The following is a 24,921-nucleotide window of genomic DNA, read 5'->3' as shown; positions in this document are numbered from 1 at the left end:
TTGAAAAGGTGCGTCAGGGTTTGCAGCACTAGCCGGACGGCGATTGTGCGAGATCGCGCGACGCGCTTGTCGTGCAGTCGCGCTGTCCGCGATGCGGACGGCCCGTCCGAAACCCTTGCCGGGCGGTCCTTTGAGGCGGTCGCCACGCGGCGCGGCAGTTGTCTTTCGAGCAAAAATCGCGCACCGGAATGGGGATTTTTTGCGCACTAAGCATGTTGCATCGCAACGTCGCCGATATTTTCGGGGTGGTATGCTGCCCGGCATATAGGTGTACGGCAGGTTGCATGCATGGCGAAACTCGCGTTCGCGCCCTCAAACGAGATCATCCCTCCTTCAGTCCGCATCACGGCTCCGACACGAGACCGTCTCGCGCGCCCCGTCGTGCGCGCCACCGATGCCGCCTGCATCCCGTCCGCATGCCTCCCGCTTCTTTCATTCGACGGGTCACGCCCGTTTCCCCGATTCTGATCCCCTAGTTCCGGAGACACGCTCATGTCGCAAAACACGATGGCCGAGGTCGCACACGGCCTGCAGATCGCACCGCCCGCTTACGTCAAAAATGCGCGGCTGATCGAATGGGTCACGCGCATCGCCGAGCTGACCGAGCCGGCCCGCGTCGTCTGGTGCGACGGCTCCCAGGCCGAGTACGACGCACTGTGTCAGGCGATGGTCGATCAGGGCACGCTCACGCGGCTCGATCCCGTGAAGCGTCCCAATTCGTATCTCGCACAATCCGATCCGTCCGACGTCGCGCGCGTCGAGGACCGCACGTTCATCTGCAGCAACACGCGCGACGACGCCGGCCCGACCAACAACTGGGTCGATCCCGCGGAGATGCGCACGACGCTCGAAGGCCTGTTCCGCGGCTCGATGCGCGGCCGCACGCTGTATGTCGTGCCGTTCTCGATGGGCCCGCTCGGCTCGCCGATCGCGCATATCGGCGTCGAACTGTCGGACAGCCCGTACGTCGCGGTGAACATGCGGATCATGACGCGGATGGGCCGCGACGTGTACGACGTGCTCGGCACCGACGGCGAATTCGTGCCGTGCGTGCACAGCGTCGGCCATCCGCTCGAGGCGGGCCAGCCGGATGTGCGCTGGCCATGCAATCCGGTGAAGTACATCGTGCATTTCCCGGAAACGCGCGAGATCTGGAGCTTCGGCTCCGGCTACGGCGGCAACGCGCTGCTCGGCAAGAAATGCTTCGCGCTGCGCATCGCGTCGACGATGGGCCGCGACCAGGGCTGGCTCGCCGAGCATATGTTGATCCTCGGCGTCACGTCGCCGGCGGGCAAGAAGTATCACGTCGCGGCGGCGTTCCCGTCCGCGTGCGGGAAGACGAATTTCGCGATGCTGATTCCGCCGAAGGGCTTCGAAGGCTGGAAGGTCACGACGATCGGCGACGACATCGCCTGGCTGAAGCCGGGCCGCGACGGACGCCTGTACGCGATCAATCCGGAAGCCGGCTTCTTCGGCGTCGCGCCGGGCACCGGCGAGAAGACGAACCCGAACGCGATCGCGTCGCTGAAGGAGAACGTGATCTTCACGAACGTCGCGCTGACCGAGGACGGCGACGTCTGGTGGGAAGGGCTGACCGACACGCCGCCCGCGAAGCTGACCGACTGGCAGGGCAACGCATGGACGCTCGAGATCGGCAAGGAAACCGGCCGCAAGGCCGCGCATCCGAACTCGCGCTTCACCGCGCCGGCCTCGCAGTGCCCGTCGATCGACGGCGACTGGGAAAACCCGGCCGGCGTGCCGATCGACGCGTTCATCTTCGGCGGCCGCCGCTCGACGACGGTGCCGCTCGTGACCGAAGCGCGCGACTGGGTCGAAGGCGTGTACATGGCCGCGACGATGGGCTCGGAGACGACCGCGGCCGCGGTCGGCCAGCAGGGCGTCGTGCGGCGCGACCCGTTCGCGATGCTGCCGTTCTGCGGCTACAACATGAGCGACTACTTCGCCCACTGGCTCGCGATGGGCGAGCAGCTCGCGGCAAGCGGTGCGCGCCAGCCGAAGATCTATTGCGTGAACTGGTTCCGCAAGGACGAGAACGGCAAGTTCGTGTGGCCGGGCTTCGGCGAGAACATGCGCGTGATGAAGTGGATGCTCGACCGTCTCGAAGGGCAGGGCGGCGGCGTCGAGAACGCGTTCGGCGTGTCGCCGCGCTACGACGACCTGCACTGGGAAGGCCTCGGCTTCACGCCCGAGCAGTTCGACGCGGTCACGTCGATGGACGTCGGCGCGTGGCGCGAAGAGCTCGCGCTGCATGCGCAGCTGTTCGACAAGCTGAAAGAGCGGCTGCCCGCCGCGCTGACCGATACGATGGCGAAGATCGAAAGCCGCCTCGGCGCGTGACGGCAAGCGCGCGCGGCGGGGCGCGAGCCCCGGCCGCGCGGCGCGCTTCACGGCTGCGCGACGGCCGCCTCCGACGCGTCGGCGAGCGCATCGAGAAAACGCGTGCGCCACCAGTGCACGTCGTACTTGCGGATCGTCGCCATTAGCGCCGTGTAACGCTGCCGGCGCTCGTCGAGCGGCATCGCGAGCGCACGCTGGATCGCCTGCGCGGTGCCCTGCGTGTCGTACGGATTCACGAGCAGCGCCTCCTTCATCTGCTCGGCCGCGCCCGCGAAGCGCGACAGCACGAGCACGCCCGGATCCGTTTCGTCCTGCGCGGCGAGAAACTCCTTGGCCACGAGATTCATCCCGTCGCGCAGCGGCGTGACGAGCGCGACGCGGCTCGCGCGATAGAGCCCCGGCAGCCGCTTGCGCGCGACCGTGCGGTGGATATAGCGCATCGGCATCCATTCGAGCTCGCCGTAATCGCCGTTGATCGCGCCGCACAGGCTGTCCATCTCGCGCCGCAGGTCGTCATACGCACCGAGGTTCTCGCGGCTCGGCGCGGCGATCTGGATCAGCGTCGCGCGGCTGCGGTTCTCCGGATATCGTTCGAGCAACTCGCGAAATGCATGCACGCGCTGCGGCAACCCTTTCGTGTAGTCGAGCCGATCGACGCCGACGAGCAGTTGACGCCGCGAATACTCGTCGCGCATCCGATCGAACATCGCGATGCCGTCGCGATCGCCGGCAAGCGCCGCGAATTCGTCGACGTTGATGCCGATCGGGAACGCGCCTGCCGACAGCGTGCGTCCGAACGCGCGCAGCCGGCCGTTCGGCAGACGCGCGGCGCCGGCCTCCGCTTCGACGTACTGCTCGAAGTGCAGCAGGTCCGCTTCGGTCTGGAAGCCAACGAGGTCGTACGCGAACAGCGAGCGCATCAGCCATTCGTGTTCCGGGATCGCCGCCATGATCGGCAGCGGCGGCATCGGAATGTGCAGGAAGAAGCCGATCGGATTCGTGCAGCCCATCGCACGCAACTCGGCCGCGAGCGGAATCAGCTGATAGTCGTGGACCCAGACGATGTCGTCGGGCCGTAGCAGCGGGTACAGTTTGCGCGCGAACAGCTGGTTCACGCGGCGATAACCGTCCGCGAAACGGCGGTCGAACTGCGCGAGATCGAGGCGGTAGTGGAACACCGGCCACAGCACGTTGTTCGAGTAGCCGAGGTAGTACGCGTCGTAGTCGCGCGGGTCGAGATCGATCGTCGCGAGCTGGATGCCGCCGACCGTCTGCACCTGCACGCCGTCGCCGCGATGGGTCGCGTCGTTGCCTGCGTCGCGCAGCTTGCCGCTCCAGCCGAACCATACGCCGCCCGTTTCCTGCAGGCTGTCCTTGACCGCCACGGCAAGCCCGCCGGCCGCGGCCTTGCGAGGATCGGCAATACGATTCGAGACGATGACGAGACGACTCACCCGTTCTCCTGATAAGTGTTTTTTCAGGATACTCGGCATTCGTCGGTTTTAAAAGTCCGCATTTCGCCGTGATTTCGCGGGTATTTATCTCACATCGCACAAAAAAAATAAGAAAAAAAGCCCGCCGCGATGATGCGGCGGGCCCGTTCAGGCGGCGCGCGACGCGCCGTTACGCGATGGCTGGCTGCCAGCCCGGCGCGCCGTTTGCCACGGCGTCATGTGCGTGATTGCGCGCCCGCGCGCCGCCCGGCATCCGGAACGCCGCGACCGTTTCGCCGAGTTCGCGCCCCTGCGCCTCGAGCGATTTCGACGCAGCCGCGGCCTGCTCGACGAGCGCCGCGTTCTGCTGAGTCGTCTGATCCATCTGCGTGATCGTCAGGTTGACCTGGTCGATGCCGCGGCTCTGCTCGGCCGACGCGGCCGCGATCTCGCCCATGATGTCGGTCACGCGCGCGACCGCCTGCGTGACTTCGGCCATCGTCTTGCCGGCTTCACCTGCGAGCGTCGAGCCGTCGCGAATCGTCTGCACGGACGCGGTGATCAGCTCCTTGATCTCCTTCGCGGCGGTCGACGAGCGCTGCGCGAGGCTGCGCACCTCGCTCGCGACGACCGCGAAGCCGCGGCCCTGTTCGCCCGCGCGCGCCGCTTCGACGGCCGCATTCAGCGCGAGGATGTTCGTCTGGAACGCGATCCCTTCGATGATACCGGTGATGTCCGCGATCTTCGCGGAGCGATGGCCGATCTCGGTCATCGTGTCGACGACGCGGCCGACCACGTCGCTGCCGCGCAGCGCGACGTCCGACGCGTTCGCGGCGAGCGAGCTCGCCTGCTGCGCGTTTTCCGCATTCAGGCGCACGGTCGACGTGAATTCCTCCATCGTCGCGGCCGTTTCCTGCAGCGACGCCGCCTGCTCCTCGGTGCGCTGGCTCAGGTCGATGTTGCCCGACGCGATCTCGCCGACCGCGGTCGCGATGCTGCCCGACGAATCGCGCACGCGGCCGACGATGTCGATGAGCTTCGCGTTCATCGCGTCGAGTGCTTCGAGCAGGTCGCGCGTCTCGTCGTTGCCGCGCACGTCGATGCGGCTGCCGAGATCGCCTTCGGCGACCGTGCGCGCAACGTCGACCGCTGTGCCGAGCGGCGCCGTGATCGCCCGCGTGAGCCACATCCCGCCGACAACCGCGAGCAGGATCGCGAATGCGCTGATTCCGATCAGCACGTCGCGCGCGGTCGTGTAGCGATCGGCGAACTGCTGCGCGATCGTGATCTCGCGTTCGTGCGTGTACGTCGTATAGGCCTGGGTCGCGCGCACGAGTTGCGCGAGCAGCGGGCGGCAGTTCATGTTGATATCGGCAATCGCGGCCTCGTGCTTGCCGGTGCGCGCGAGTTCGACGATGTTGAGCGCGACCGGCCCGTAGCGCTCCTCGATGCTGGCGATGTCGGCCACGAGCGCGCGGGCGCGGTCGGTCGCGTCGTCGGCCTTCGCGATCATGTCCTTCAGCTTCGCGAGATTCTCCTGGACGTCCTGATGCGCGCGACGCACCTCGCCGAGTTCGACGTCGACATCGGCCGGCGTGTCGACGAGCACGAGGTTGCGCGCGGCGATCGCACGACGGTCGACCGCGGTGCGGATCTGCTCGACCACGGCCGTGCGCGCACGGATGCCGTTCAGATAATGGGAGAACTGGTCGTTCGCATCGGACAGCGACTTCAGCGCCATGCCGGACACGAGCAGCACGAGCATGGCGAGCACGCCGAAGCCGCCGAGCAGTTTGGTTTTGATGGACACTCTGGCGAATTTCACGGGGATCCTTTTGCGCGAGGGCGATGGCCGATTGGGGAAACGGGCGGACGAATACACGTGTCGTGCCCGCATTAACGGATCGCCGGCGATTTTCTTTACCCCAGGGATGAACGGCTCACGCCGGCGGCGCGGTCGGCTCCGCGAGCTGGAACAGGCAGTCGCCGCGCTGCACCTGCGCGGGCACGCGCTTGCAGACGACTTCGCCGTCGCCGATGAAGCGGCACAGTGCCGGCTCGCGCAGCGGCGTGTCGGGGAAGTGGATCCGCGCGGCCGGCTGTCCGGCGCGCACCTGATCGCCGAGCTCGACGAGCGGCTCGTACAGGCCGCGCTCGTAGGCGTAGACGAAATGACGATCGCCGTCGACACGCATGAAGCGCGTGAGCCCCGGCGGCGCGTTCGGCACGAGCGGGCCGCGCAGCAGCCCGATGAAGCCGAGGTAGTGCAGCAATCCGTGGCGGCCGAGACGGATCAGCGACGGGTCGGCCATCCCGGCGCCGCCGAGCTCGGTGACGATCGAGATCGCACGCTGGCGGCGCGCGGCCGACGCCGAATGCACGGGGTTCGGCGCATGCAGCAGCGCATTCGGCAACCCGAATGCGACGAGCAGCGCGTTGAGGCGCGCGGCTTCGTCGGCGTCGAGCGGATCGATCGCGAGCATGTTGCCGCCGCGATAGAGCAGCGAGCTGCCGCCCGAATGCAGATCGACCAGATACTGCGCGCGCGACAGCAGCGCGTGCTCGATGAAATGCGCGATCGTCGCGGTCGGCGAGCCGGCCGGATCGCCGGGGAAGCTGCGGTTCAGGTTGCCGCCGTCGAGCGGCGACACGCGCAGGCCCGCGTCGGCCGCCGGAAAGTTCGCCATCGGCAGCAGGATCAGTTGCCCGTCGACCATGTCGGGCTCGATCTCGCGGATCAGCTGCGACACGATGATCTGGCCTTCGTACTCGTCGCCGTGGTTGCCGGCCATCACGAGCGCGACCGGGCCGTCGCCGTGGCGGATCGACGCGATCGGAATCGGCAGCCAGCCGTACGCGGACCGGTGCACCGAATACGGCAGCCGCAGATAACCCGCGTGCTTGCCGTCGGCGTCGAGATCGATTTCGCAGTGGATCGGATTGCGGACTTGGGGGGGCGTGGCGGTCATGATCGCGGGCGCTTCGAACGGGCACGCGGTCATCTTATCGGGAAACCGCGACGGCAACGATCGGCGCACATGCGGCGGATCGAAACGCGGCCGGCGATGTTTCAGCGCTGTATCGCACCGGCGCGGCGGCCGGCCGGCGAATCGCCCGCCGGCGCGAGATTGCGCGCGGGCGAGCGTCGTCTCAGGGTTACACGTACCGCGTTTCAGCCTCGATACGTCCTTCTTCCCAGACCGCCCACAGACGGCTGCCCGCGCTGTACGGATTCGCGCGATTCGTCGTGTAGTCGGCCACGCCCTGACGGTACGCGCCGTACAGCGTCAGCGGCGGATTCGAGACGCGCGCCGCGCCCATCGGCGCGGTGGGGCGGTCGGACTTCAGTCGGCGGATCAGCGATGCGCCGTCGATCACGTTCACGCGATCGCCGAGGCGACCCGGGCTGAAAACTTCGAGAATGTCCATGTTGCGCTCCCTGGCACTGCGTTTTCCCAGGGAGCAGCAATAAGAGTGCCAGGGCTTGAATCACCGGCCGCGTGTCGTTTTTGCCGGTGTCCTCGACGTAACATCACGCAAATTTTGCCGCGATGTTACGGAACATGTAACGTGACGCCGCCGGTCGACGCACGTGGCGCGGCATAGAAGCGATAGACGCCCTTGCCGGACGACTTCGCGTCGTACAGCGCGCGGTCGGCCTGCTTCAGCAGATCGTCGGGCGTCTCGACGCCGCCGTCGAGCGCGATCCCGATGCTGACGCCGAGCTCGGCCGTCGTGCCGATCGGCAGCGCGTACGGCGCCGAAATCTGCCCGATGATCTGCGCGGCGAGCTGTGCGCAGGTTGCCGCGGTCGTCTCCTCGACGACGACCACGAACTCGTCGCCGCCGACGCGCGCCGCGAGCTCGCCGTGCTGCAGCGTCTTCGCGAGGCGCACGGCGACCTGCGTGAGCACGTCGTCGCCCGCATGATGGCCGAACGTGTCGTTGATCGGCTTGAAGCCGTCGAGATCCAGATACATCACCGCGAGCGCGCCGCCGCGGCGCTTTGCGCGCCGCGCGAGCAGCCGCTTGAGTTCCGCGTGCAGCGTATGCCGGTTCGGCAGCCCGGTCAGCGCGTCGTGCCGCGCGAGATGACGGATGTCGCGCTCGGCACGCCGGCGCGCGGTCACGTCCTCGACGATGATCACCGCGCTGCCGTCGGGCACCTGATGGCGGGTCAGCTCGAGCTGGCGGCCGTCGGCGAGCGTGATCTCGAGCGGCGCCGGCTCGCGGCCGAGCCACGCGCCGCAGCGCGTCCGGAGATCGGTCGCGCCCGGTTCGGCCACGCGGTCCGCGCCGAGCGTCGCGACGAGATCCGCGAACGGCGTGCCGAACGCGATGCCCTGCCCGGAGCCGAAAAGCTGCGCGGTGCGCGGGTTCGCGACGATCACGCGCTGCTGGGCGTCGATCATCAAAAGGCCGTGCGGCATGTGGGTCAGCGCGGCGTCGAAGCGCGCGGCGAGCTCCGCGTTGCGCTGCCGCGTCGCCATCAGCGCGACGAGCACGCGGTAGTGGCGCTGGACGACCGTGCGCATCGCGGCGAGATAGATCGCGAGCGGCGGCAGCAGGATCCACGCGCCGGGACGCATGCACAGCAGCGCGCCGACGCCGATCGGCAGCGTGCCGAGCGTGATCTGCGACAGCGCGAGGCGGGGCAGCGCCGCGTTGCGCGACGCGATCCCGCCGAACACGCCGCCCGCGACCATCACCGACAGCGTGCCGAGCTCGACGTCCGGGGACGCGACGCAGCCCATCGCGCCGAGGCCGAGCAGCAGGCACGCCGCGAGCGACACTGGCGCGTAGCGCATCGCCCACGTCTGCGCGGGATCCTCGCTGGCGTCGCCGGCATCGCGGTGAGCGACGTACGCGCGCGCGATGCCGACCCGCGCCGCGAGCAGGCACAGATCGACGACGAGCCAGACGAGCGCCCAGGTCTGATGAATGCGCAGCAGCGCGACGGCGGCGACGAAGCCGCTCGCGAGGCCGGACAGGAACATCGGACGGATGTCGTCGAACAGCGTGGACAGCATCGGACGACGCATCGCGTCCGTCACACGATGGTTGCCGGATGGGGGAGTGGCGATGACGGAGTGCAGGAGAGATGCCCTGACTGCCATGATCGATGACCTCGACGCGATGACGCGAATGCTGGCGATGACGCCCGCGCTGCCCGGGCGCGAGCGAATGGTGGGAATAATTCGCGCCACAATATCACGAAAAGTCAATATTATGTCCGACGAGACGCGGCGTGCCGGGCAGGCCCACGCGACGCGCTTATAAGTGCTGTGATAAGTCTTGCATGTGAAAAACGCTATGGGCATCAGCGCAAGAAAGATGCCAGAATGCGCGCCGCTCCGGGCGATGCGAGCCGCGCTCGCGTTCCTCGCGTCCGTGAGTCGCACACGCACCAGGAGGATCCCCCAATGAAAAACCACGGCCTGTCACGGCGGGGTTTTCTGAAAGCCAGCATGCTGGCCGGCGTGGCCGTATACATCGCGCCCCTCGGCAGCCGCGCATTCGCGGCGCTCTTCGAAGACAAGCTTCTGACGCCGGTCAAGTGGGACGACGCGACCGGCACCCCCAAATTCCGCATCGACGGCATCGCGAAAGTCACCGGTTCGAAGGTGTTCGCGCGCGACGTCCGCGCGGCCGACATGCCGCACTGGCCGCAGCAGCAGGCGCATGCGCTGATCCTGCGCGCGACGCAGGCGGACCGGCTCTATACCGGCTTCGACCTGTCGGTGCTCGGCGACGACCTGAAGCCCGACCGCGTCGTCACCGCCGACGATCTCGCGCGCGACGGCCTCGTGTTTCCCGCGTTCTACGGCGACGACATGCTGCTGCCCGCCGGCAAGACGCCCGCGTATCTGGGCCACGCGGTCGCGATCCTGATCTATCACGACTTCGCGCGCTTTCGCTTCGCGAAGAACGTGCTGAAGTTCCGCGACGACGTGGTCCGCTACGGCGCCGTCACCGGCCCGCTCGAGCGCGACCCGTGGGGCACGTTCCGCTTCGTGCGCGTCGGCGGCGCGACGCCTGATGACGACGACGTCTATTCGAGCCTGAAGGACGCGCCGATCTTCCCGAGCATGATGCGCAAGCATCAGCCGGTCTGGCCGGACGGCAACGAGCACGGCAAGCTCGACGAGCAGGGCATGTTCCATGCGGCGAAGATCGCCGACGAGCTCGATCACCCGGATGCCGACTGGCTCGTGTTCGACCGCGAGTACAACACGCAGTCGATCGACACGTCCGCGCTCGAGCCCGACAACGCGAACGGCTGGTACGACGCCGGCACGCAGACGCTGCATCTGGTCGTGCCGACGCAGTCGCCGCTCGAGATCGCCGAGAACGCGGCCGCGATGGTCGCGAAGGCGCACGTGCCGGTGAAGCGGATCTTCCTGCATCCGTGCTACACCGTCGGCTACGGGTCGAAGGATCACTGCAACGTGCCGTACTACGGGCTCGTCGCGGCGATGTACGGCGACGGCCGCCCGGTGCGCTTCGCGAACGACCGCTACGAGCAGTTCCAGACGTCGCTGAAGCGGCACGCGTTCAAGATGCATTACCGGATCGCGGTCGACCGCAAGACCGGCCTGCTGCAGTCGTTCAAGGGCGACTTCGAGGCGAACGGCGGCGGGCGCTGCAATTTCTCGCCGTCGGTCGCGATGGTCGGCGCGACGGCCGCGCAGTCGATCTACTACTTCCCGAAGAACGACCTCGCGTCGGTCGCGATCGCGACGCGCGCGATCGATGCCGGCTCCGCGCGCGGCTACGGCACGCTGCAGAGCATGGCCGCGATGGAGATGGCCGTCGACGAGATCGCCGCGCAGCTTCAGCTCGATCCGATCGAGTTTCGTCTGAAGAACGCGCTGCGCTCCGGGATGAAGAACACGCAGGGCGCGGTGCCGGCCGGCGCCGAGCGCGTCGACGAGGTGCTCGAGCATGCGCGCAAACATCCGCTGTGGACGCAGCGCGCGACGCGCAAGGCCGAATACGAGGCGAAGCATCCGGGCCGGCGCTACGGCGTCGGCTTCGCGTGCGTGCAGAAGGACTTCGGCACCGGCGCCGAGGCGTCGTTCGCGAAGGTCGAGTTCGACGAGAACGGCGCGATCACGCTGCATCACACCGGCGCCGAGATCGGCACCGGAATGTCGACGTCGCAGGCGATCGCGGTCGCGAAATGGCTCGGCAAGCCCGCGTCCGACGTGCGCGTCGCAGTGACCGAGTGGCCGGACCTGCCGGTCGTGACGAGCGGCGATCCGTACACGATGCCGCAGGCCGACCAGGACCGGCTGAGCGCGAACCCGCGCTGGTCGCCGAACTACGCGTCGCCGTCGAGCGCGACCAACTCGTCGTTCTACTTCACGCACAGCACGCGCGAGGCCGCGCGCGCGGTGTTCCGCTACGGGCTCTGGCCGGCGGCGATGTCGATCTGGACCCACGGCCCCGGCGGCGGCCAGGCCGCGCCGTATACGGTGCGGGTCGAGGACGCGCGCTGGATCGACGGCAAGCTGACCGCCGACGGCCTCGAGCCGCTGACGTTCGAGCAGCTCGCGAAACAGGCGCATGCGCTCGGGCTGCCGACCGGCGCGGTCGTTCACGTGTTCAACCGCTGGCAGTGGACCGACGCCGAGTTCGAGATCGGCGATAGCGTCGAGCGGCTGCCGATCGACGGGCTGTCGCTGCGCTACGGCGGCGGCAAGCCGGCCGATGGTTCAGCCAATGCGTCGGCCGCCGCGCCGGCTGCCGCCGTCGCCTCCATCCGCAGCACGCTGCCGCCGACCGCGAACGGCTACCGCGTGCTCGACCGCAAGCGCGTGTTCATCCCGCCGATGAGCCGCAACAACGCGGCGGTCACGTACTACACCGCGGTCGGCACGCTCGTCGAGCTCGCGATCCACGAGGCGACCGGCAATGTCGAGCTGCTCAAGCATCACTCGATCATGGAGTGCGGGAATCAGATCTCGCCGCAACTCGTGTCCGGTCAGTTGCAGGGCGGCGTCGCGATGGGCATCGGCCATGCGCTGCACGAATACCTGCCGCTGTACGAGGACGGCCCCGGCAACGGCACGTGGAACTTCAACCGCTACCACGTGCCACGCGCGTCAGACGTCGCCGTCTGGACGCAGACCGGCGACGTGCTGCCGCCGCTGTCCGAAACCGATCCGCCGAAGGGCGTCGCCGAAGTCGTGATGATCCCGGTCGTCGGCGCGATCGTGAACGGCATCGCACATGCGATCGGCCATCGTTTCACCGACCTGCCGGTGACCCCGCAAAAAATCCAGGAGGTGCTCGCATGACGGCCGCCCAATCCGCCGCCGCTTCCGCTGCCGGCGCCACCGCTTCGTCCGATGCCGCATCGGGCGTGGCCGATGCATCGGCCGCGGCCGTGGCGGCATCCGCCGCGCAACCGGCTTCACAGTCCGCTATGCAGCCCACGCCCGCACCGGCCGCCGCCGAGCGGCCGCTCATGTCATACCGCCCGAAGCCGCTGTCGGTCACGATCAACGGCCGGGCGGTCGGCCCGATGCAGGTGCCCGAAGGGCTGATGATGATCGAGTTCCTGCACGAGTACGCGGGCCTGACCGGCTCGCGGCTCGGCTGCGGGCAGGGGATCTGCCACGCGTGCGTCGTGATCCTCGATCAGCCCGACGGCACGAGCGAGGAGATCCGCACCTGCATCACCGGCGCGCATTACTTCAACGGCCGCGCGCTTCGCACGGTCGAAGGCCACGCGAAGCGCAACGACGCGGGCGAGGTCGTCGAGCTGTCGCCGATCCAGCAGAAATTCCTCGAGCATTTCAGCTTCCAGTGCGGCTACTGCACGCCGGGCTTCGTGAACGCGGCGACCGTGCTGATCGAGCGGCTGAAGCGCCAGCCGGTCGCGAAGGCCGACGTCGAGCAGACGATCCTCGACGCGCTCGACGCGCATATCTGCCGCTGCACCGGCTACGTGCGCTACTACGAGGCGGTGAAGGACGTCGTGATGAACACGCCGGGACTCGTGAGGGACGCCGCATGACACCCACCCACGCCCCGCGCTTTTCCCGTCTCGCGCGCCACGCGCTCGTCGCGGCCTGCGCGCTCGCGCTCGCCGCATGCGGCAGCCGCGAATCGTCGAGCAGCACCGCCTCCGCCGCGCCGGCGGGCGACGCCGTCGCACGCGGCCGCTATCTGGTGAAGGCCGCCGACTGCGCCGCGTGCCATACCGCGAAAGACGGCGCGCCGTTCGCGGGCGGCGTGAAGCTCGATTCGCCGTACGGCACGTTCTACGGCTCGAACATCACGCCGGACAAGGACCACGGAATCGGCAACTGGAGCGCCGACGACTTCTATCGCGCGCTGCACGACGGCGACGCGCGCGGCAAGCGGCTGTATCCGTCGATGCCGTACACGTCGTACCGGCAACTGACGCGCACCGACACCGACGCGATGTATGCGTATCTGATGACGGTGAAGCCGGTCGCGGCCGACGCGCCGGCCAACGAGCTGAAGTTCCCGTACAACCTGCGCTTCGGGATGGCGCTCTGGGATCTGTTCTTCCTGAAGGACAGCCTGCCGGACGCGTCGACGGGGCAATCGGCCGACTGGCAGCGCGGCCGCTATCTCGCGAACGCGCTCGGCCACTGCGCGGAATGCCACACGCCGCGCACCTTCACCGGCCAGCTCGACGGCGCGAAGCCGTTCGGGGGCGCCGCGCTCGGCCGCGTCGCCGCGCCGGAGATCACGCCGGCGGCGCTCGCCGCGCGCGGCTGGACCGGCCAGGATCTGCAGACGTTCTTCGGCGTCGGTATCGCGCCGCAGGGCTCCGCGTTCGGCGAGATGTACCCGGTCGTGCACCTGAGCACGCAGTATCTGACGAAGGACGATCTGCGCGGGCTGTCCGTGTATCTGCTCGGCGACACGCCGCCGGCGCCGCAGCCGGTGAAGCCGCCGCCCGCCGACGCCGCGCGGCTCGACCCGGGGCGCTCGATCTACATCGCCGTCTGCGCGGGCTGCCACGGGCTGTCGGGCGAGGGCAAGCCGCACGTCGCGGTCGCGATGAACGGCAACTCGACGCTGCGGCAGAGCGACCCGCGCAACCTGCTGGTCGCGGTGCTCGACGGGATCGACGCGCAGCCGTTCGCGGGCGTCGAGAGCATGCAGTCGATGCCGGGCTTCGCGCACAAGCTCAGCGACGACGACGTCGCACAGTTGTCGAACTACCTGCGCGCGACGTGGGGCGGGCAGGCGGCGGACGTGAAGGCCGACGACGTGAAAGCGATGCGCTGAGCGCCCGGCGGCGAGGGGCCCGGACTGGGTTCCGCGCCGCCGGTCAAATCTACCGGCGGCTGTCAATCGGGACGAATCGTCATGTCGAGCGGGAATGTGCGCGCCGATATCGCGGTGAATATTGTTCGACGGACAATATTCATCGCGGCGGCACGTCGACGTGGAGAAAGCGATCGTGAGCAAGCATACCAATCTGATGCCTGACCGGCGTGACTGGCGCCGGCTGTTCCACCTGACGATCACGATCGGCATCGTGCTCGCGCTGCTGACGTTCGGGCTCCGGCCGCGCGACGGCTCGGAGGGGGTGCTTGTCGTCGACCTCAACGGCCAGCGCTGCCAATTCGACAACGTGTTCGTCGGCGATCAGCTGATTCGCGCCCGAACGACGTGCCGGCCGATCGCGACCGCCGACGCGCCCGCACCGTGACATGAATCCCGGCGCGCGATCGCGGCGCGTGTTCATGTGCGCACCGTCGACGGGAATCGCGTGATCCGGCGTTGCGCGTCAATAACCGCCGCCTCCGCCACCTCCACCGCCGCCGCCCCCTCCATTGCCGCCATTGCCGCCAGTGTGGCTGGCGGGATGCATCGACATATCCGAACCGCCCGACGACGCGCACCCCGCGCCCAGCACGAGCGCGAGCACCGCGAAGGCGGCTGCCACGAGCCTGGTCGAACTCATTTCCGTCTCCTGTCGACGCACGCGCGGCCGCTCGCGCCGAGCGGCGCGCATGCGTACACGAAACGTTCGGGGCTGGCGGTTTATTCCAGGGGGCAGACGGGCGCCGAGCGGGTTGGAGCCGGCCGCCGCGATTGCTAAAGTGCGGCTATTGTGCGGCAATCGACACGATTGCGCCGGCTTCCACCGACTTCCATCGGCCTGCACTGACTTTCACCAACCTTCACCGACGACCAGGAGACACCGATGCAACACGAGCCGACACCTACGCCGGACTCCACCGCGGTGCGCGTCGCGCTGTGGCGCGCGCTGCACGTCGAAGTCGATGCGCCGCCGCACGTGCTCGCCGATGAGATCGGCCTGCGGCTGGTCGCGCCGGAGCCCGGCTGGCGCGACCGTCCGGACATGCATCCGCAGGGCACCGCCGCCTATCGCGCGTCGATCGTCGCCCGCGCGCGCTTCGTCGACGATCTGGCCTGCGAGCAGGCCGCACGCGGCGTTGCGCAGTACGTGATTCTCGGCGCCGGTCTCGACACGTTCGCGCAGCGGCGGTCGGACGTCGCGTCGCGCCTGCGGATCTTCGAGGTCGATCGGCCCGGCCCGCAGGCATGGAAGCGCCAGCGCCTGATCGATGCCGGCTACGGCGTGCCGGACTGGCTGCGGCTCGTGCCGGTCGACTTCGAGGCGGGCGCGTCGTGGTGGACGCGGATCGCCGCGGCGGGCTTCGATGCCGCGCGGCCGGCGGTCGTCGCGTCGACCGGCGTGTCGATGTATCTGACGCGCGACGCGATCGCGGCGACGCTGCGCCAGATCGCGTCGCTCGCGCCCGGCTCGACGCTCGCGATGACGTTCCTGCTGCCGCTCGATCTGATCGATCCGGCCGAGCGCGAGCAGCACCGGATGGTGTACGAGCGGGCGCGAGCGGCCGGCACGCCGTTTCTCAGCTTCTTCAGCCCTCAGGACATGCTCGCGTTCGCGCGCGAGGCGGGCTTGCGCGACGTCCGGCACGTGTCGAGCGACGATCTTTCCGCGCGCTATTTCAGCGGGCGGGCCGACGGGCTGCGGTTGTCGAGCGGGGAGGTGTTTCTCGTCGCGACGACTTGAGCGAACTCAGCGACCAAGCGATCTAAGCGCCCCGAACATGGCGACCGCCGCGCAGTGCGCGCCGCGCGTCACCTCGGCGCGCTCGCGCGCGGCGGCGTCGTCGTCGCATCGAGCCACGGCGGATTCTCGCGATACATCTCGAGCGTCAGCGCCTTCACGAGCTCGATGTATTCCGACTGATCGTTGATCCGGTGGCTGAGCACGATCGGCGACGTCGCATATTCGTCCGACAGCGGCCGATAGAGGACGTCCGACCGAATGAACCGCGCGGACCCCGGCACGACGCAGACCCCCGCGTCGGCGGCGACGAGCCCGAGCGCGGTCTGCAGTTCGCGCACCTCGGTGATCTCCGGCGGATGGACGCCGTGATCGCGCAGCAGCGACAGCACCTGGTCCGCATAGCTCGGGCGCGGCTCCTTCGGGTAGATGATCACGCGCTGATCGCCGACCGCATCGATCGACAACGCCGTCGACGCGGCCGCGAGCGGATTGTCCGGCGAGAACGCGACCATCAGCCGCTCCTCGCGCATCACGAGCCGCTCGACGCTCGGATCGGCGACGCGCAGCCGGCCGAAGCCGACGTCGATGCGGCCGTTCTTCAGCGCTTCCGTCTGCTGAATCGAATACATCTCGATCAGCTGCACGTCGAGGTCCGGGCAGTGCTGCCGCAGGCGCCGCACGAGCACCGGCAGGCCGCTGTACAGCGTCGACGCGACGAACCCGATCGACAGCACGCTGCGCTCGCCCTTGCCGACGCGCCGCGTCATGTTCTTCGCCTGCTCGACGCGCCCGAGAATCTGCAGCGCCTGCTCGTAGAACAACCGCCCGGCGTCGGTGAGCCGCAACGGCCGGCTCGAGCGGATCAGCAGCGGCACGCCGAGCTCGTCCTCGAGCTGCTGGATCTGCCGGCTCAGCGGCGGCTGTGCGATGTGCAGCAGCTCGGCCGCGCGCGTGACGTTCCGCTCGTTGGCAACGGCGACGAAGTAGCGAAGCTGGCGCAGGTCCATCGGGCAAACCCCATGTTTATCATGCAAATAAAGGTATTTTGCAGCGCATCAAAGCGATATTAACGGGCATTTCAGCCACAAAATACCATAAAGGTATCAAGAGAGACCGAAATAGTGTTGGATTGGGGTAGGGCGCGTTCATAGACTGCAAGCCATGGACACCACACACCCCACCCCAGCCTCCGCCGGATCGCGCATCGAGCGCGTGGAAACCTTCCTGCTCGATATCCCGACGATCCGCCCGCATCGCCTGTCGATGGCCACGATGCAAGGCCAGACCCTGATGATCGTACGCATCCATACCGCCGACGGCATCGTCGGGCTCGGCGAGGGCACGACGATCGCGGGGATGGCCTACGGCGCCGAAAGCCCCGAAGGCATGAAGCTGACGATCGACCGCTATGTCGCGCCGCAGCTCGTCGGCGCCGACGCGAACCGCGTGCAGGAACTGATGGCGCGCATCGGCAAGTTCGTCCGCGGCAATCACTTCGCGAAGTGCGCGATCGAGACTGCGCTGCTCGATGCGCTCGGCAAACGCGCCGGCCTGCCGGTGTCCGAGCTGCTCGGCGGGCGCCGCCGCGATGCGCTGCCGATCGCATGGACGCTCGCGTCGGGCGACACCGCGCGCGACATCGCCGAAGCCGAGCAGATGCTCGCGCTGCGCCGCCACAACGTGTTCAAGCTGAAGATCGGCGGCCGGCCGCTCGCGACCGACGTCGCGCACGTCGCCGCGATCAAGCGCGCGCTCGGCGAGCGCGCGAGCGTGCGCGTCGACGTGAACATGGCGTGGAGCGAAACCGAAGCGGTGCGCGGCCTGGCGGCACTCGCGGACGCGGGCTGCGATCTCGCGGAGCAGCCGGTCGCGTCGGCCCGCTCGCTCGCGCGGCTCGTGCGCCGCTTCCCGATCGCGGTGATGGCCGACGAATCGCTGCAGGGCCCGCAAACCGCATTCGAACTCGCGAGCGCCGGCGCCGCCGACGTGTTCGCGGTGAAGATCGAGCAGTCCGGCGGGCTCGTCGCGGCCGGGCAGGTCGCCGCGATCGCCGATGCGGCCGGCATCGAGCTGTACGGCGGCACGATGCTCGAAGGCGCGATCGGCACGATCGCGTCGGCCCAGCTGTTCGCGACGTTCGCGAATCTGCAGTGGGGCACCGAGCTGTTCGGCCCGCTGCTGCTGACCGAGGAAATCCTGACCGAGCCGCTGCGCTATGACGCGTTCGAGCTTCGCCTGCCGACCGGGCCCGGCCTGGGCATCGCGCTCGACGAAGACCGCGTCGACGCGCTGCGCCGCGACCGCAACCGCGTGTCGGTCGCCGCATCTAGCCACTGACCCACTGACCCACTGACCCGCTTGTCCCACTGACTCACGGTCCCACAGACCGGAAAGAGGAGAGATCCGATGCTTTTCCACGTACGCATGGACGTCTCGCTGCCGCTCGACATGCCGGCCGACGTCGCCGCGAAGTTGAAGGCCAACGAGAAGGCGCGCTTCCAGGAACTGCAGCAAAGCGGCGAGTGGCGCCACATCTGGCGCATCGTCGGGCAGTACTCGAACGTCAGCATCTTCGACGTCGACAGCCCCGCGCAGCTCCACGACTACCTGATGTCGCTGCCGCTGTTCCCGTATATGCGGATCGACGTGATGCCGCTGTGCCGGCACCCGTCGTCGCTGCATGACGACGACCGCTGACACCGGCCCGTTTTCCCGAGTTCCTGACTTCCCGACTTCCAGACGCACCGGGCGCATAGAGACCGCGCCGCCCCACATCCACCAGGAGGCACCGAAATGAGCACCCAGATCGCAGACACCGCCGACGTGCGGGAATTCCTGAAAATCGCCACCGGCCTGACCAACGACCAGGGTTCGCCGCGCGCGAAGCAGATCGCCCACCGTCTGCTGACCGACCTGTTCAAGGCGATCGACGACCTCGACATCACGCCGGACGAAATCTGGTCGGGCGTCGCGTACCTGAACGATCTTGGTGCCGCCGGCGAGGCCGGGCTGCTCGCGGCCGGCATCGGCCTCGAGCACTATCTCGACCTGCGGATGGACGCGGCCGACGCCGCGGCGGGCATCGCGACCGGCACGTCGCGCACGATCGAAGGGCCGCTGTACGTCGGCGGCGCGCCGCTGTCGGCCGGCAGCGCACGCCTCGACGACGGCACCGATCACGGCCGCACGCTGATCATGCACGGCATCGTCCGCGATCTGGCCGGCAAGCCGGTCGCGAACGCGATCGTCGACGTGTGGCATGCGAACACGTTGGGGATGTACTCGTTCTTCGACAAGTCGCAGAGCCCGTACAACCTGCGCCGCCGGATCCGGACCGGCGCCGACGGCCGCTACGAATTCCGCAGCATCTTGCCGGTCGGCTACGGCTGCCCGCCGGACGGCCCGACGCAGCAGTTGCTCGACCAGATCGGCCGTCACGGCCAGCGTCCGGCGCACATTCACTTCTTCGTCAGCGCGCCGGGCCATCGCCAGCTCACCACGCAGATCAACATCGCCGGCGACGCGTACCTGCACGACGACTTCGCGTTCGCGACGCGCGACGACCTGATCCCCGACGTCGTCGAGCGCCGCGACGCGGCCGCGATCCAGGCGCACGGGCTCAACGAGCCGTTCGTCGAAATCGCGTTCGACTTCGCGATCGCGCCGCTCGGCGAGAACGTGACGGACGACGTCGTCCAGCGCCGCCGCGTGGAAGCCGCCTGAGCCGCCGAGCCGCCGAGCGGCCGAGCCACTTAGCCGCCTGAGCCGGCGGAACCACCCAGGCCTGCGGAAACGCCCACGCCGGCCGAAACGCCCGAGACGCCCCGAGCACAACGCCCCGGCCGCACGACGCGGCCGGGCACCGACGGAGACTGCCGCCATGTCCACCGACATCCATCCGGCCGAAAGCCTGAACGAAAGCCTGAAAGACCTGCTCGACGCCGCGATCGTCGACGATCCCGAGACCGGCGTATTCCGCTGCCGCCGCGACGTGTTCACGAACCCGGACCTGTTCGATCTCGAGATGAAGCACATCTTCGAATCGAACTGGATCTATCTCGCGCACGAAAGCCAGATTCCGGCGCCGAACGACTACTTCACGACGTCGATCGGCCGTCAGTCGATCGTGATCACGCGCGACAAGGAAGGCGAGCTGCACGCGATGATCAACGCGTGCGCGCACCGCGGCGCGATGCTGTGCCGCCGCAAGCACGGCAACAAGGGCAGCTTCACGTGCCCGTTCCACGGCTGGACGTTCAACAACTCGGGCAAGCTGCTGAAGGTGAAGGACGGCAAGACCGGCCACTATCCGATCACGTTCAACACCAATGGCTCGCACGACCTGCGCCGCGTCGCGCGCTTCGAGAACTATCGCGGCTTCCTGTTCGGCAGCCTGAATCCCGACGTGCTGCCGCTCGACGCGCATCTCGGCCAGGCGCGCGTGATCATCGACCAGATCGTCGACCAGGCGCCGAACGGCCTCGAAGTGCTGCGCGGCAGTTCGTCGTATGTGTACGACGCGAACTGGAAGCTGCAGATGGAGAACGGCGCCGACGGCTATCACGTGAGCTCGGTGCACTGGAACTACTCGGCGACGATGCAGCACCGCAACTACGACGACGCGGGCACGCACACGGTCGACGCGAACGGCTGGTCGAAGAGCGTCGGCGGCGTCTATGCGTTCGAGCACGGGCACATCCTGCTGTGGACGCGCCTGCTGAACCCCGAGGTGCGCCCGATCTTCGCGCACCGCGGCGATCTCGCCGCGCGCGTCGGCCAGGACCGCGCCGACGTGATCGTCGACCAGACGCGCAACCTGTGCGTGTATCCGAACGTGTACCTGATGGACCAGTTCTCGACGCAGATCCGCGTCGTGCGTCCGATCGCGGTCGACAAGACCGAGGTGACGATCTACTGCTTCGCGCCGAAGGGGGAGAGCGCCGACGAGCGCGCGCTGCGGATCCGCCAGTACGAGGACTTCTTCAACGTGAGCGGGATGGGCACGCCCGACGACCTCGAGGAATTCCGCGCGTGCCAGGCCGGCTATCAAGGCAGCGAAATCCTGTGGAACGACCTGAGCCGCGGCGCGACCGAATGGATCGAAGGCGCGGACGACAACGCGCGCGCGATGGGCGTGAGCCCGCTGCTGAGCGGCGGGCGCACCGAGGACGAAGGACTGTTCGTGCGCCAGCACGCGTACTGGGCCGAGCGACTGCAGGCGGCGCTCGCGAGCGGTGAAAGCAATGGCAACTGCAGCGACGATGCCCATGACGATGACAACTGTAAGGAGGCCGTATGAATCACGACAATCAGGCGATCGCGGCGTTCCTCTATCACGAGGCGCGCCTGCTCGACGATCGCGACTGGGACGCCTGGCTCGAATGCTATGCGCCGACGGCCGAATTCTGGATGCCCGCGTGGGACGACGACGACACGCTCACGCAGGATCCGCAGCGCGAGATCTCGCTGATCTACTACCCGAACCGCAACGGCCTCGAGGACCGCGTGTTCCGGATCAAGACCGAGCGATCGAGCGCGAGCCTGCCCGAGCCGCGCACGAGCCACAACATCAGCAACGTCGAGGTGCTGACGGAAGAGGGCGGCGAACTGACGGTGCGCTTCAACTGGCACACGCTCAGCTATCGCTACAAGAGCACGGACAGCTTCTTCGGCACGTCGTTCTATACGCTCGACGTGTCCCGTCCGGCGCCGCGGATCCTGGCGAAGAAAGTCGTGCTGAAGAACGACTACATCCACCAGGTCATCGACGTGTATCACATCTGAACCGAAGCCCCGACTGCCGAGTGAGGTCGACATGAGTTACTCCATCGCATTGAACTTCGAGGACGGGGTCACCCGCTTCATCGATTGCCGCGCCGGCGAAAAAGTGCTCGACGCCGCGTTCCGCCAGCGCATCAACCTGCCCATGGACTGCGCGGACGGCGTCTGCGGCACCTGCAAGTGCCACTGCGAGAACGGCCAGTACGATCTCGGCGACGAGTACGTCGAGGACGCGCTGACCGAGGACGAAGCCGAGCGCGGCATGGTGCTGACCTGCCAGATGGTGCCGGCGTCGGACTGCGTGGTCTCGGTGCCGCTGCCGTCGACCGCGTGCAAGACCGGCTCGTCGCGTTTCGACACGACGCTCGCGACGCTCGAGCGCCATCAGGACGCGGCGCTCGAGCTCGAGTGCGACGTCGACGGCGACGCACCGGTGTTCCTGCCCGGGCAATACGTGAACATCGACGTGCCGGGGCTGGGCCTCACGCGCTCGTACTCGTTCAGCTCGCGCCCCGGCGAGCGGCGCATCTCGTTTCTGATCAAGAGCATTCCGGGCGGCGCGATGAGCACGTACCTCGATCGCGCGCAGGCCGGCGACCGCCTCGCGATGACCGGGCCGTCCGGCAGCTTCTATCTGCGCGAGGTCGCGCGCCCGCTGCTGTTCCTCGCGGGCGGCACCGGACTCGCGCCGTTCCTGTCGATGCTGCACGTGCTCGCGGAAAAGGGCTGCGCACAGCCGATCCACATGCTGTACGGCGTCACGCGCGACCAGGATCTGGTGCTCGTCGAGCGTCTCGCGCAATTCTCGGAGAAACTGCCCGGGTTCAGCTTCGACACCTGCGTCGCCGCGCCCGAATCCGCGCATCCGAAGAAGGGCTACGTGACCGACCATCTCGATCCGGCGAAGCTGTACGACGGCGAAGTCGACGTGTATCTGTGCGGGCCGCCGCCGATGGTCGACGCGGTGCAGCGCCACTTCGACGGGCTCGGCGTGAAGCCCGCGAGCTTCCACTACGAGAAGTTCACGGCGAACGCGACGCCCGCCGCCGCGAGGGCGGGATCATGAGCGGCCGCTTCGAACGCAAGGTGCTCGCGGTCACCGGCGCCGCGCAGGGAATCGGCCAGCGCGTCGCCGAGCGCGCGGCCGCCGAGGGCGCGCGGCTCGCGCTGATCGACCGCTCGCCTTACGTGCACGAAATCGCGGCGGCGCTCGTCGCGCAGGGGCACGCGGCGATCGCTCTCGAGGCCGATCTCGAGTCGTACGCCGAAAGCGCGCGCGCGCTGGCCGACGCGCACGCGCATTTTCAGCGGATCGACGTGCTGATCAACAACGTGGGCGGCACGATCTGGGCGAAGCCGTACGCGCATTACGCCGAGCACGAGATCGAGGCGGAAGTGCGCCGCTCGCTGTTTCCGACGCTGTGGTGCTGCCACGCGGTGCTGCCCTACATGCTGGACGCGGGCGGCGGCACGATCGTCAACGTGTCGTCGGTCGCGACGGCCGGCGTGCATCGCGTGCCGTATTCGGCCGCGAAGGGCGGCGTGAATGCGCTGACGCGCAGCCTCGCGATGGAATACGCGGACGCCGGCATTCGCGTCGTCGCGACCGCGCCGGGCGGCACCGACGCGCCGCCGCGCCGCGTGCCGCGCAATGCTTCGGCGCCGACGGATCAGGAAAAGACCTGGTACCAGGGCGTGATCGACCAGACGGTCGAGTCGAGCCTGATGAAACGCTACGGCACGCTCGACGAGCAGGCTGGCGCGATCCTGTTCCTCGCGTCGGACGACGCGTCGTACATCACGGGCACGGTGCTGCCCGTCGCGGGCGGCGATCTGGGCTGAGCGCGCGCCCCAAACCGGCCCGGCGGTCAGCCCGCCGGGCCGGATAACGTGCCGGATAGCGACTAATATGGATTTACCAGGTCTCTACCGCGCACGTCCCGTGTTTTGTCCCTGGAAACGTCTGACGGGGGGCGCGACCGCCGAAAGGGGACAACCCATGCGACGAATCTACGTGCTACTGCCTGACGTGAAGAGCGCGACGCACATCGTCGACGAGTTATTGCTCAGGCGAATCGAATGGCGGCACGTTCACGTGCTCGCCGCGCCCGGCGTGCCGCTCGAGGATCTGCCGGAAGCGACGTTGACGCAGCGCAGCGATTTGCTGCCTGCGCTCGCGCGCGGCACCGCGGCCGGCGGCGTGACCGGCATGCTGGCGGGCCTCGTCGCGATGGCGTTTCCGCCGGTGGGGCTGACGATCGCGGGCGGTGCCGTCGTGCTGATGACGCTCGCGAGCGCCGGCATCGGCGCGTGGACCGCGACGATGATCGGCGTCGACGTGCCGAATACGCGGCTCAAACGCTTCGAGGAGGCCGTCGCGAAAGGCGAATTGCTGATGATGGTCGACGTGAAGACCGATCGCGTCGAAGAAATCGAGGAAGTGATCAAGCAGCATCACCCGGAAGCGGACGTCGAAGGCCACGATCCGACGATCCCTGCGTTTCCTTGATCGATGGGCCGAAAACGAGGTTGAGGCGACTGCGCGCGCGAGGGCCGGGCGCGGGTCGCGTTGATCCCTGCGCCTGCGCATAAACGCGGTTATGATGCACAGGCCTCGGCGCCAGCGTTGACGTGCCGGGGTGCAGGGCGGTACCGGCAGTCCTTCCAACCTCGACCAATCAAAACAGCGAGTTCAACGATGAGAATCCAATTCAGCAAGCTCACGCTCGCCGCGGCTGTCGCGGCATGCCTGATCGGCGGCACGGCGTCGGCGTATGCGCAGGATGCGGCAAGCGCGCCCGCGACGCAGACGCAGGATGCGAAAGCGGCCGCCAAAGCAGCGAAGACGGAAGCACGCAAGGCAGCCCGCGCGAAGCGCAAGGCGGAACGCAAGGCCGCGCGCGCGAAGAATTCCGCGGAACTGAAGAAGCTCGAAGACAACGGCTACAACCCCGCGGTGAACACGCCGTCTTATCCCGAAGACCTGCAGAACGCGCAGAAGAAGGCTGCCGGAGCGGCCGGCGCCAGCCAGTAAGCATCGCCCCCAAGGCGGCGCGCCGTTTCTTCGGGAACGGCGCGGCGCGGAGGGTGGAGTTCGTGGGAGGTGTGGATGTCGATGTTAGTTGACATAAGATGAATTATGGACGTTTTATGTGTAGGTCCCAAGTTCAGATGTCGCGTTTCCGCTAAATAAAAATGTCGTGTTTTGGCCTGTAGGTTGATCGCCGACACCCCTCAGGGAGCGCCGGCGATGAACGCGACTGGGACGATCACGATGACGATGCATGAAGT

22 protein-coding genes are annotated in these 24,921 nt (G+C 67.9%); 15 read left to right on the top strand and 7 right to left on the bottom strand.

Annotated features, from left to right (window positions below; genetic code table 11):
- Window positions 1-492 precede the first annotated feature (492 nt).
- Window positions 493-2,358, top strand: a complete 1,866-nt coding sequence (locus HZI36_RS22915; protein WP_179404961.1) for a phosphoenolpyruvate carboxykinase (GTP) — start codon at window positions 493-495, stop codon at window positions 2,356-2,358.
- A 47-nt stretch (window positions 2,359-2,405) separates the two neighbouring features.
- Here the strand turns inward: HZI36_RS22915 and otsA are convergent, their stop codons facing one another.
- The 5 genes from otsA to HZI36_RS22890 all read right to left on the bottom strand — a co-directional run bounded on the left by otsA (window position 2,406) and on the right by HZI36_RS22890 (window position 8,908).
- Entirely contained in the window at window positions 2,406-3,812 is a 1,407-nt protein-coding gene (gene otsA, locus HZI36_RS22910) for an alpha,alpha-trehalose-phosphate synthase (UDP-forming) (protein WP_179404960.1), read from the bottom strand.
- 169 nt (window positions 3,813-3,981) lie between these two features.
- On the bottom strand, window positions 3,982-5,601 hold the full coding sequence (locus HZI36_RS22905; protein WP_179404959.1) for a methyl-accepting chemotaxis protein: 1,620 nt from the start codon (window positions 5,599-5,601) through the stop codon (window positions 3,982-3,984).
- Window positions 5,602-5,731: 130 nt separating this feature from the next.
- The gene (locus HZI36_RS22900) at window positions 5,732-6,760 is read right to left on the bottom strand and encodes a succinylglutamate desuccinylase/aspartoacylase family protein (RefSeq protein ID WP_179404958.1); all 1,029 of its coding nucleotides are present in this window, start codon (window positions 6,758-6,760) and stop codon (window positions 5,732-5,734) included.
- A gap of 187 nt (window positions 6,761-6,947) precedes the next feature.
- A complete protein-coding gene (locus tag HZI36_RS22895; protein ID WP_179404957.1) occupies window positions 6,948-7,220 on the bottom strand; it encodes a hypothetical protein in 273 nt (90 codons plus the stop codon).
- A gap of 125 nt (window positions 7,221-7,345) precedes the next feature.
- On the bottom strand, window positions 7,346-8,908 hold the full coding sequence (locus HZI36_RS22890) for a sensor domain-containing diguanylate cyclase (RefSeq protein WP_179404956.1): 1,563 nt from the start codon (window positions 8,906-8,908) through the stop codon (window positions 7,346-7,348).
- A gap of 306 nt (window positions 8,909-9,214) precedes the next feature.
- Between HZI36_RS22890 and HZI36_RS22885 the strand changes: the two genes are divergently transcribed.
- The 4 genes from HZI36_RS22885 to HZI36_RS22870 all read left to right on the top strand — a co-directional run bounded on the left by HZI36_RS22885 (window position 9,215) and on the right by HZI36_RS22870 (window position 14,493).
- Window positions 9,215-12,094 (top strand): xanthine dehydrogenase family protein molybdopterin-binding subunit, encoded by a 2,880-nt coding sequence (locus tag HZI36_RS22885; protein WP_179404955.1) that lies wholly within the window; start codon window positions 9,215-9,217, stop codon window positions 12,092-12,094.
- A complete protein-coding gene (locus HZI36_RS22880) occupies window positions 12,091-12,816 on the top strand; it encodes a (2Fe-2S)-binding protein (RefSeq protein ID WP_179404954.1) in 726 nt (241 codons plus the stop codon). The genes HZI36_RS22885 and HZI36_RS22880 overlap by 4 nt, the downstream gene beginning before the upstream one ends.
- Window positions 12,813-14,066, top strand: a complete 1,254-nt coding sequence (locus HZI36_RS22875) for a cytochrome c (protein WP_179404953.1) — start codon at window positions 12,813-12,815, stop codon at window positions 14,064-14,066. Before HZI36_RS22880 ends, HZI36_RS22875 begins: the two co-directional genes overlap by 4 nt.
- Before the next feature lie 175 nt (window positions 14,067-14,241).
- Entirely contained in the window at window positions 14,242-14,493 is a 252-nt protein-coding gene (locus tag HZI36_RS22870) for a hypothetical protein (protein WP_179404952.1), read from the top strand.
- A gap of 78 nt (window positions 14,494-14,571) precedes the next feature.
- On the opposite strand, the gene HZI36_RS22865 is transcribed toward HZI36_RS22870, so the two are convergent.
- Complete coding sequence (locus tag HZI36_RS22865) at window positions 14,572-14,748, bottom strand: hypothetical protein (RefSeq protein WP_179404951.1); 177 nt, start codon at window positions 14,746-14,748, stop codon at window positions 14,572-14,574.
- 243 nt (window positions 14,749-14,991) lie between these two features.
- Here HZI36_RS22865 and HZI36_RS22860 point away from each other — a divergent pair, with 243 nt between their 5' ends.
- Window positions 14,992-15,849: a class I SAM-dependent methyltransferase gene (locus tag HZI36_RS22860; RefSeq protein WP_179404950.1), complete on the top strand. Its 858-nt coding sequence runs from the start codon at window positions 14,992-14,994 to the stop codon at window positions 15,847-15,849.
- 68 nt (window positions 15,850-15,917) lie between these two features.
- Here the strand turns inward: HZI36_RS22860 and HZI36_RS22855 are convergent, their stop codons facing one another.
- Entirely contained in the window at window positions 15,918-16,856 is a 939-nt protein-coding gene (locus tag HZI36_RS22855) for a LysR family transcriptional regulator (protein WP_179404949.1), read from the bottom strand.
- Between the two features lie 154 nt (window positions 16,857-17,010).
- Here HZI36_RS22855 and HZI36_RS22850 point away from each other — a divergent pair, with 154 nt between their 5' ends.
- The 9 genes from HZI36_RS22850 (at window position 17,011) to HZI36_RS22810 (ending at window position 24,664) form a co-directional block, all read left to right on the top strand.
- Window positions 17,011-18,186, top strand: coding sequence for a muconate/chloromuconate family cycloisomerase (locus HZI36_RS22850; RefSeq protein WP_179404948.1), 1,176 nt, complete (start codon window positions 17,011-17,013; stop codon window positions 18,184-18,186).
- Between the two features lie 69 nt (window positions 18,187-18,255).
- A complete protein-coding gene (catC, locus tag HZI36_RS22845) occupies window positions 18,256-18,546 on the top strand; it encodes a muconolactone Delta-isomerase (RefSeq protein ID WP_179404947.1) in 291 nt (96 codons plus the stop codon).
- Between the two features lie 96 nt (window positions 18,547-18,642).
- Window positions 18,643-19,572, top strand: a complete 930-nt coding sequence (gene catA, locus HZI36_RS22840; protein WP_179404946.1) for a catechol 1,2-dioxygenase — start codon at window positions 18,643-18,645, stop codon at window positions 19,570-19,572.
- Window positions 19,573-19,729: 157 nt separating this feature from the next.
- The gene (locus HZI36_RS22835) at window positions 19,730-21,148 is read left to right on the top strand and encodes a Rieske 2Fe-2S domain-containing protein (protein ID WP_179404945.1); all 1,419 of its coding nucleotides are present in this window, start codon (window positions 19,730-19,732) and stop codon (window positions 21,146-21,148) included.
- Window positions 21,145-21,633, top strand: coding sequence for a benzoate 1,2-dioxygenase small subunit (gene benB / locus HZI36_RS22830; protein ID WP_179404944.1), 489 nt, complete (start codon window positions 21,145-21,147; stop codon window positions 21,631-21,633). The genes HZI36_RS22835 and benB overlap by 4 nt, the downstream gene beginning before the upstream one ends.
- Before the next feature lie 31 nt (window positions 21,634-21,664).
- Window positions 21,665-22,696, top strand: a complete 1,032-nt coding sequence (gene benC, locus HZI36_RS22825; protein WP_179404943.1) for a benzoate 1,2-dioxygenase electron transfer component BenC — start codon at window positions 21,665-21,667, stop codon at window positions 22,694-22,696.
- Window positions 22,693-23,472, top strand: coding sequence for a benzoate diol dehydrogenase BenD (gene benD / locus HZI36_RS22820; protein WP_179404942.1), 780 nt, complete (start codon window positions 22,693-22,695; stop codon window positions 23,470-23,472). The genes benC and benD overlap by 4 nt, the downstream gene beginning before the upstream one ends.
- Window positions 23,473-23,629: 157 nt before the next feature.
- Window positions 23,630-24,139 (top strand): DUF1269 domain-containing protein, encoded by a 510-nt coding sequence (locus HZI36_RS22815; RefSeq protein WP_179404941.1) that lies wholly within the window; start codon window positions 23,630-23,632, stop codon window positions 24,137-24,139.
- 189 nt (window positions 24,140-24,328) lie between these two features.
- Window positions 24,329-24,664, top strand: coding sequence for a DUF4148 domain-containing protein (locus HZI36_RS22810; protein ID WP_179404940.1), 336 nt, complete (start codon window positions 24,329-24,331; stop codon window positions 24,662-24,664).
- The last annotated feature ends 257 nt before the right edge of the window (window positions 24,665-24,921 follow it).

Source organism: Burkholderia guangdongensis (assembly GCF_013403875.1).
Classification (GTDB): Bacteria; Pseudomonadota; Gammaproteobacteria; order Burkholderiales; family Burkholderiaceae; genus Burkholderia; species Burkholderia guangdongensis.
The sequence above is the reverse complement of the archived record's forward strand: the minus strand, read 5'-3'. Positions and strand labels throughout refer to the sequence as shown.

Coding starts and splice junctions, on each gene's coding strand:
- HZI36_RS22915 (WP_179404961.1), top strand. CDS start 493: ATGTCGCAAAACACGATGGCCGAGGTCGCACACGGCCTGCAGATCGCA.
- HZI36_RS22900 (WP_179404958.1), bottom strand. CDS start 6,760: ATGACCGCCACGCCCCCCCAAGTCCGCAATCCGATCCACTGCGAAATC.
- HZI36_RS22895 (WP_179404957.1), bottom strand. CDS start 7,220: ATGGACATTCTCGAAGTTTTCAGCCCGGGTCGCCTCGGCGATCGCGTG.
- HZI36_RS22890 (WP_179404956.1), bottom strand. CDS start 8,908: ATGGCAGTCAGGGCATCTCTCCTGCACTCCGTCATCGCCACTCCCCCA.
- HZI36_RS22885 (WP_179404955.1), top strand. CDS start 9,215: ATGAAAAACCACGGCCTGTCACGGCGGGGTTTTCTGAAAGCCAGCATG.
- HZI36_RS22880 (WP_179404954.1), top strand. CDS start 12,091: ATGACGGCCGCCCAATCCGCCGCCGCTTCCGCTGCCGGCGCCACCGCT.
- HZI36_RS22875 (WP_179404953.1), top strand. CDS start 12,813: ATGACACCCACCCACGCCCCGCGCTTTTCCCGTCTCGCGCGCCACGCG.
- HZI36_RS22865 (WP_179404951.1), bottom strand. CDS start 14,748: ATGAGTTCGACCAGGCTCGTGGCAGCCGCCTTCGCGGTGCTCGCGCTC.
- HZI36_RS22860 (WP_179404950.1), top strand. CDS start 14,992: ATGCAACACGAGCCGACACCTACGCCGGACTCCACCGCGGTGCGCGTC.
- HZI36_RS22855 (WP_179404949.1), bottom strand. CDS start 16,856: ATGGACCTGCGCCAGCTTCGCTACTTCGTCGCCGTTGCCAACGAGCGG.
- HZI36_RS22850 (WP_179404948.1), top strand. CDS start 17,011: ATGGACACCACACACCCCACCCCAGCCTCCGCCGGATCGCGCATCGAG.
- catC (WP_179404947.1), top strand. CDS start 18,256: ATGCTTTTCCACGTACGCATGGACGTCTCGCTGCCGCTCGACATGCCG.
- catA (WP_179404946.1), top strand. CDS start 18,643: ATGAGCACCCAGATCGCAGACACCGCCGACGTGCGGGAATTCCTGAAA.
- HZI36_RS22835 (WP_179404945.1), top strand. CDS start 19,730: ATGTCCACCGACATCCATCCGGCCGAAAGCCTGAACGAAAGCCTGAAA.
- benB (WP_179404944.1), top strand. CDS start 21,145: ATGAATCACGACAATCAGGCGATCGCGGCGTTCCTCTATCACGAGGCG.
- benC (WP_179404943.1), top strand. CDS start 21,665: ATGAGTTACTCCATCGCATTGAACTTCGAGGACGGGGTCACCCGCTTC.
- benD (WP_179404942.1), top strand. CDS start 22,693: ATGAGCGGCCGCTTCGAACGCAAGGTGCTCGCGGTCACCGGCGCCGCG.
- HZI36_RS22815 (WP_179404941.1), top strand. CDS start 23,630: ATGCGACGAATCTACGTGCTACTGCCTGACGTGAAGAGCGCGACGCAC.
- HZI36_RS22810 (WP_179404940.1), top strand. CDS start 24,329: ATGAGAATCCAATTCAGCAAGCTCACGCTCGCCGCGGCTGTCGCGGCA.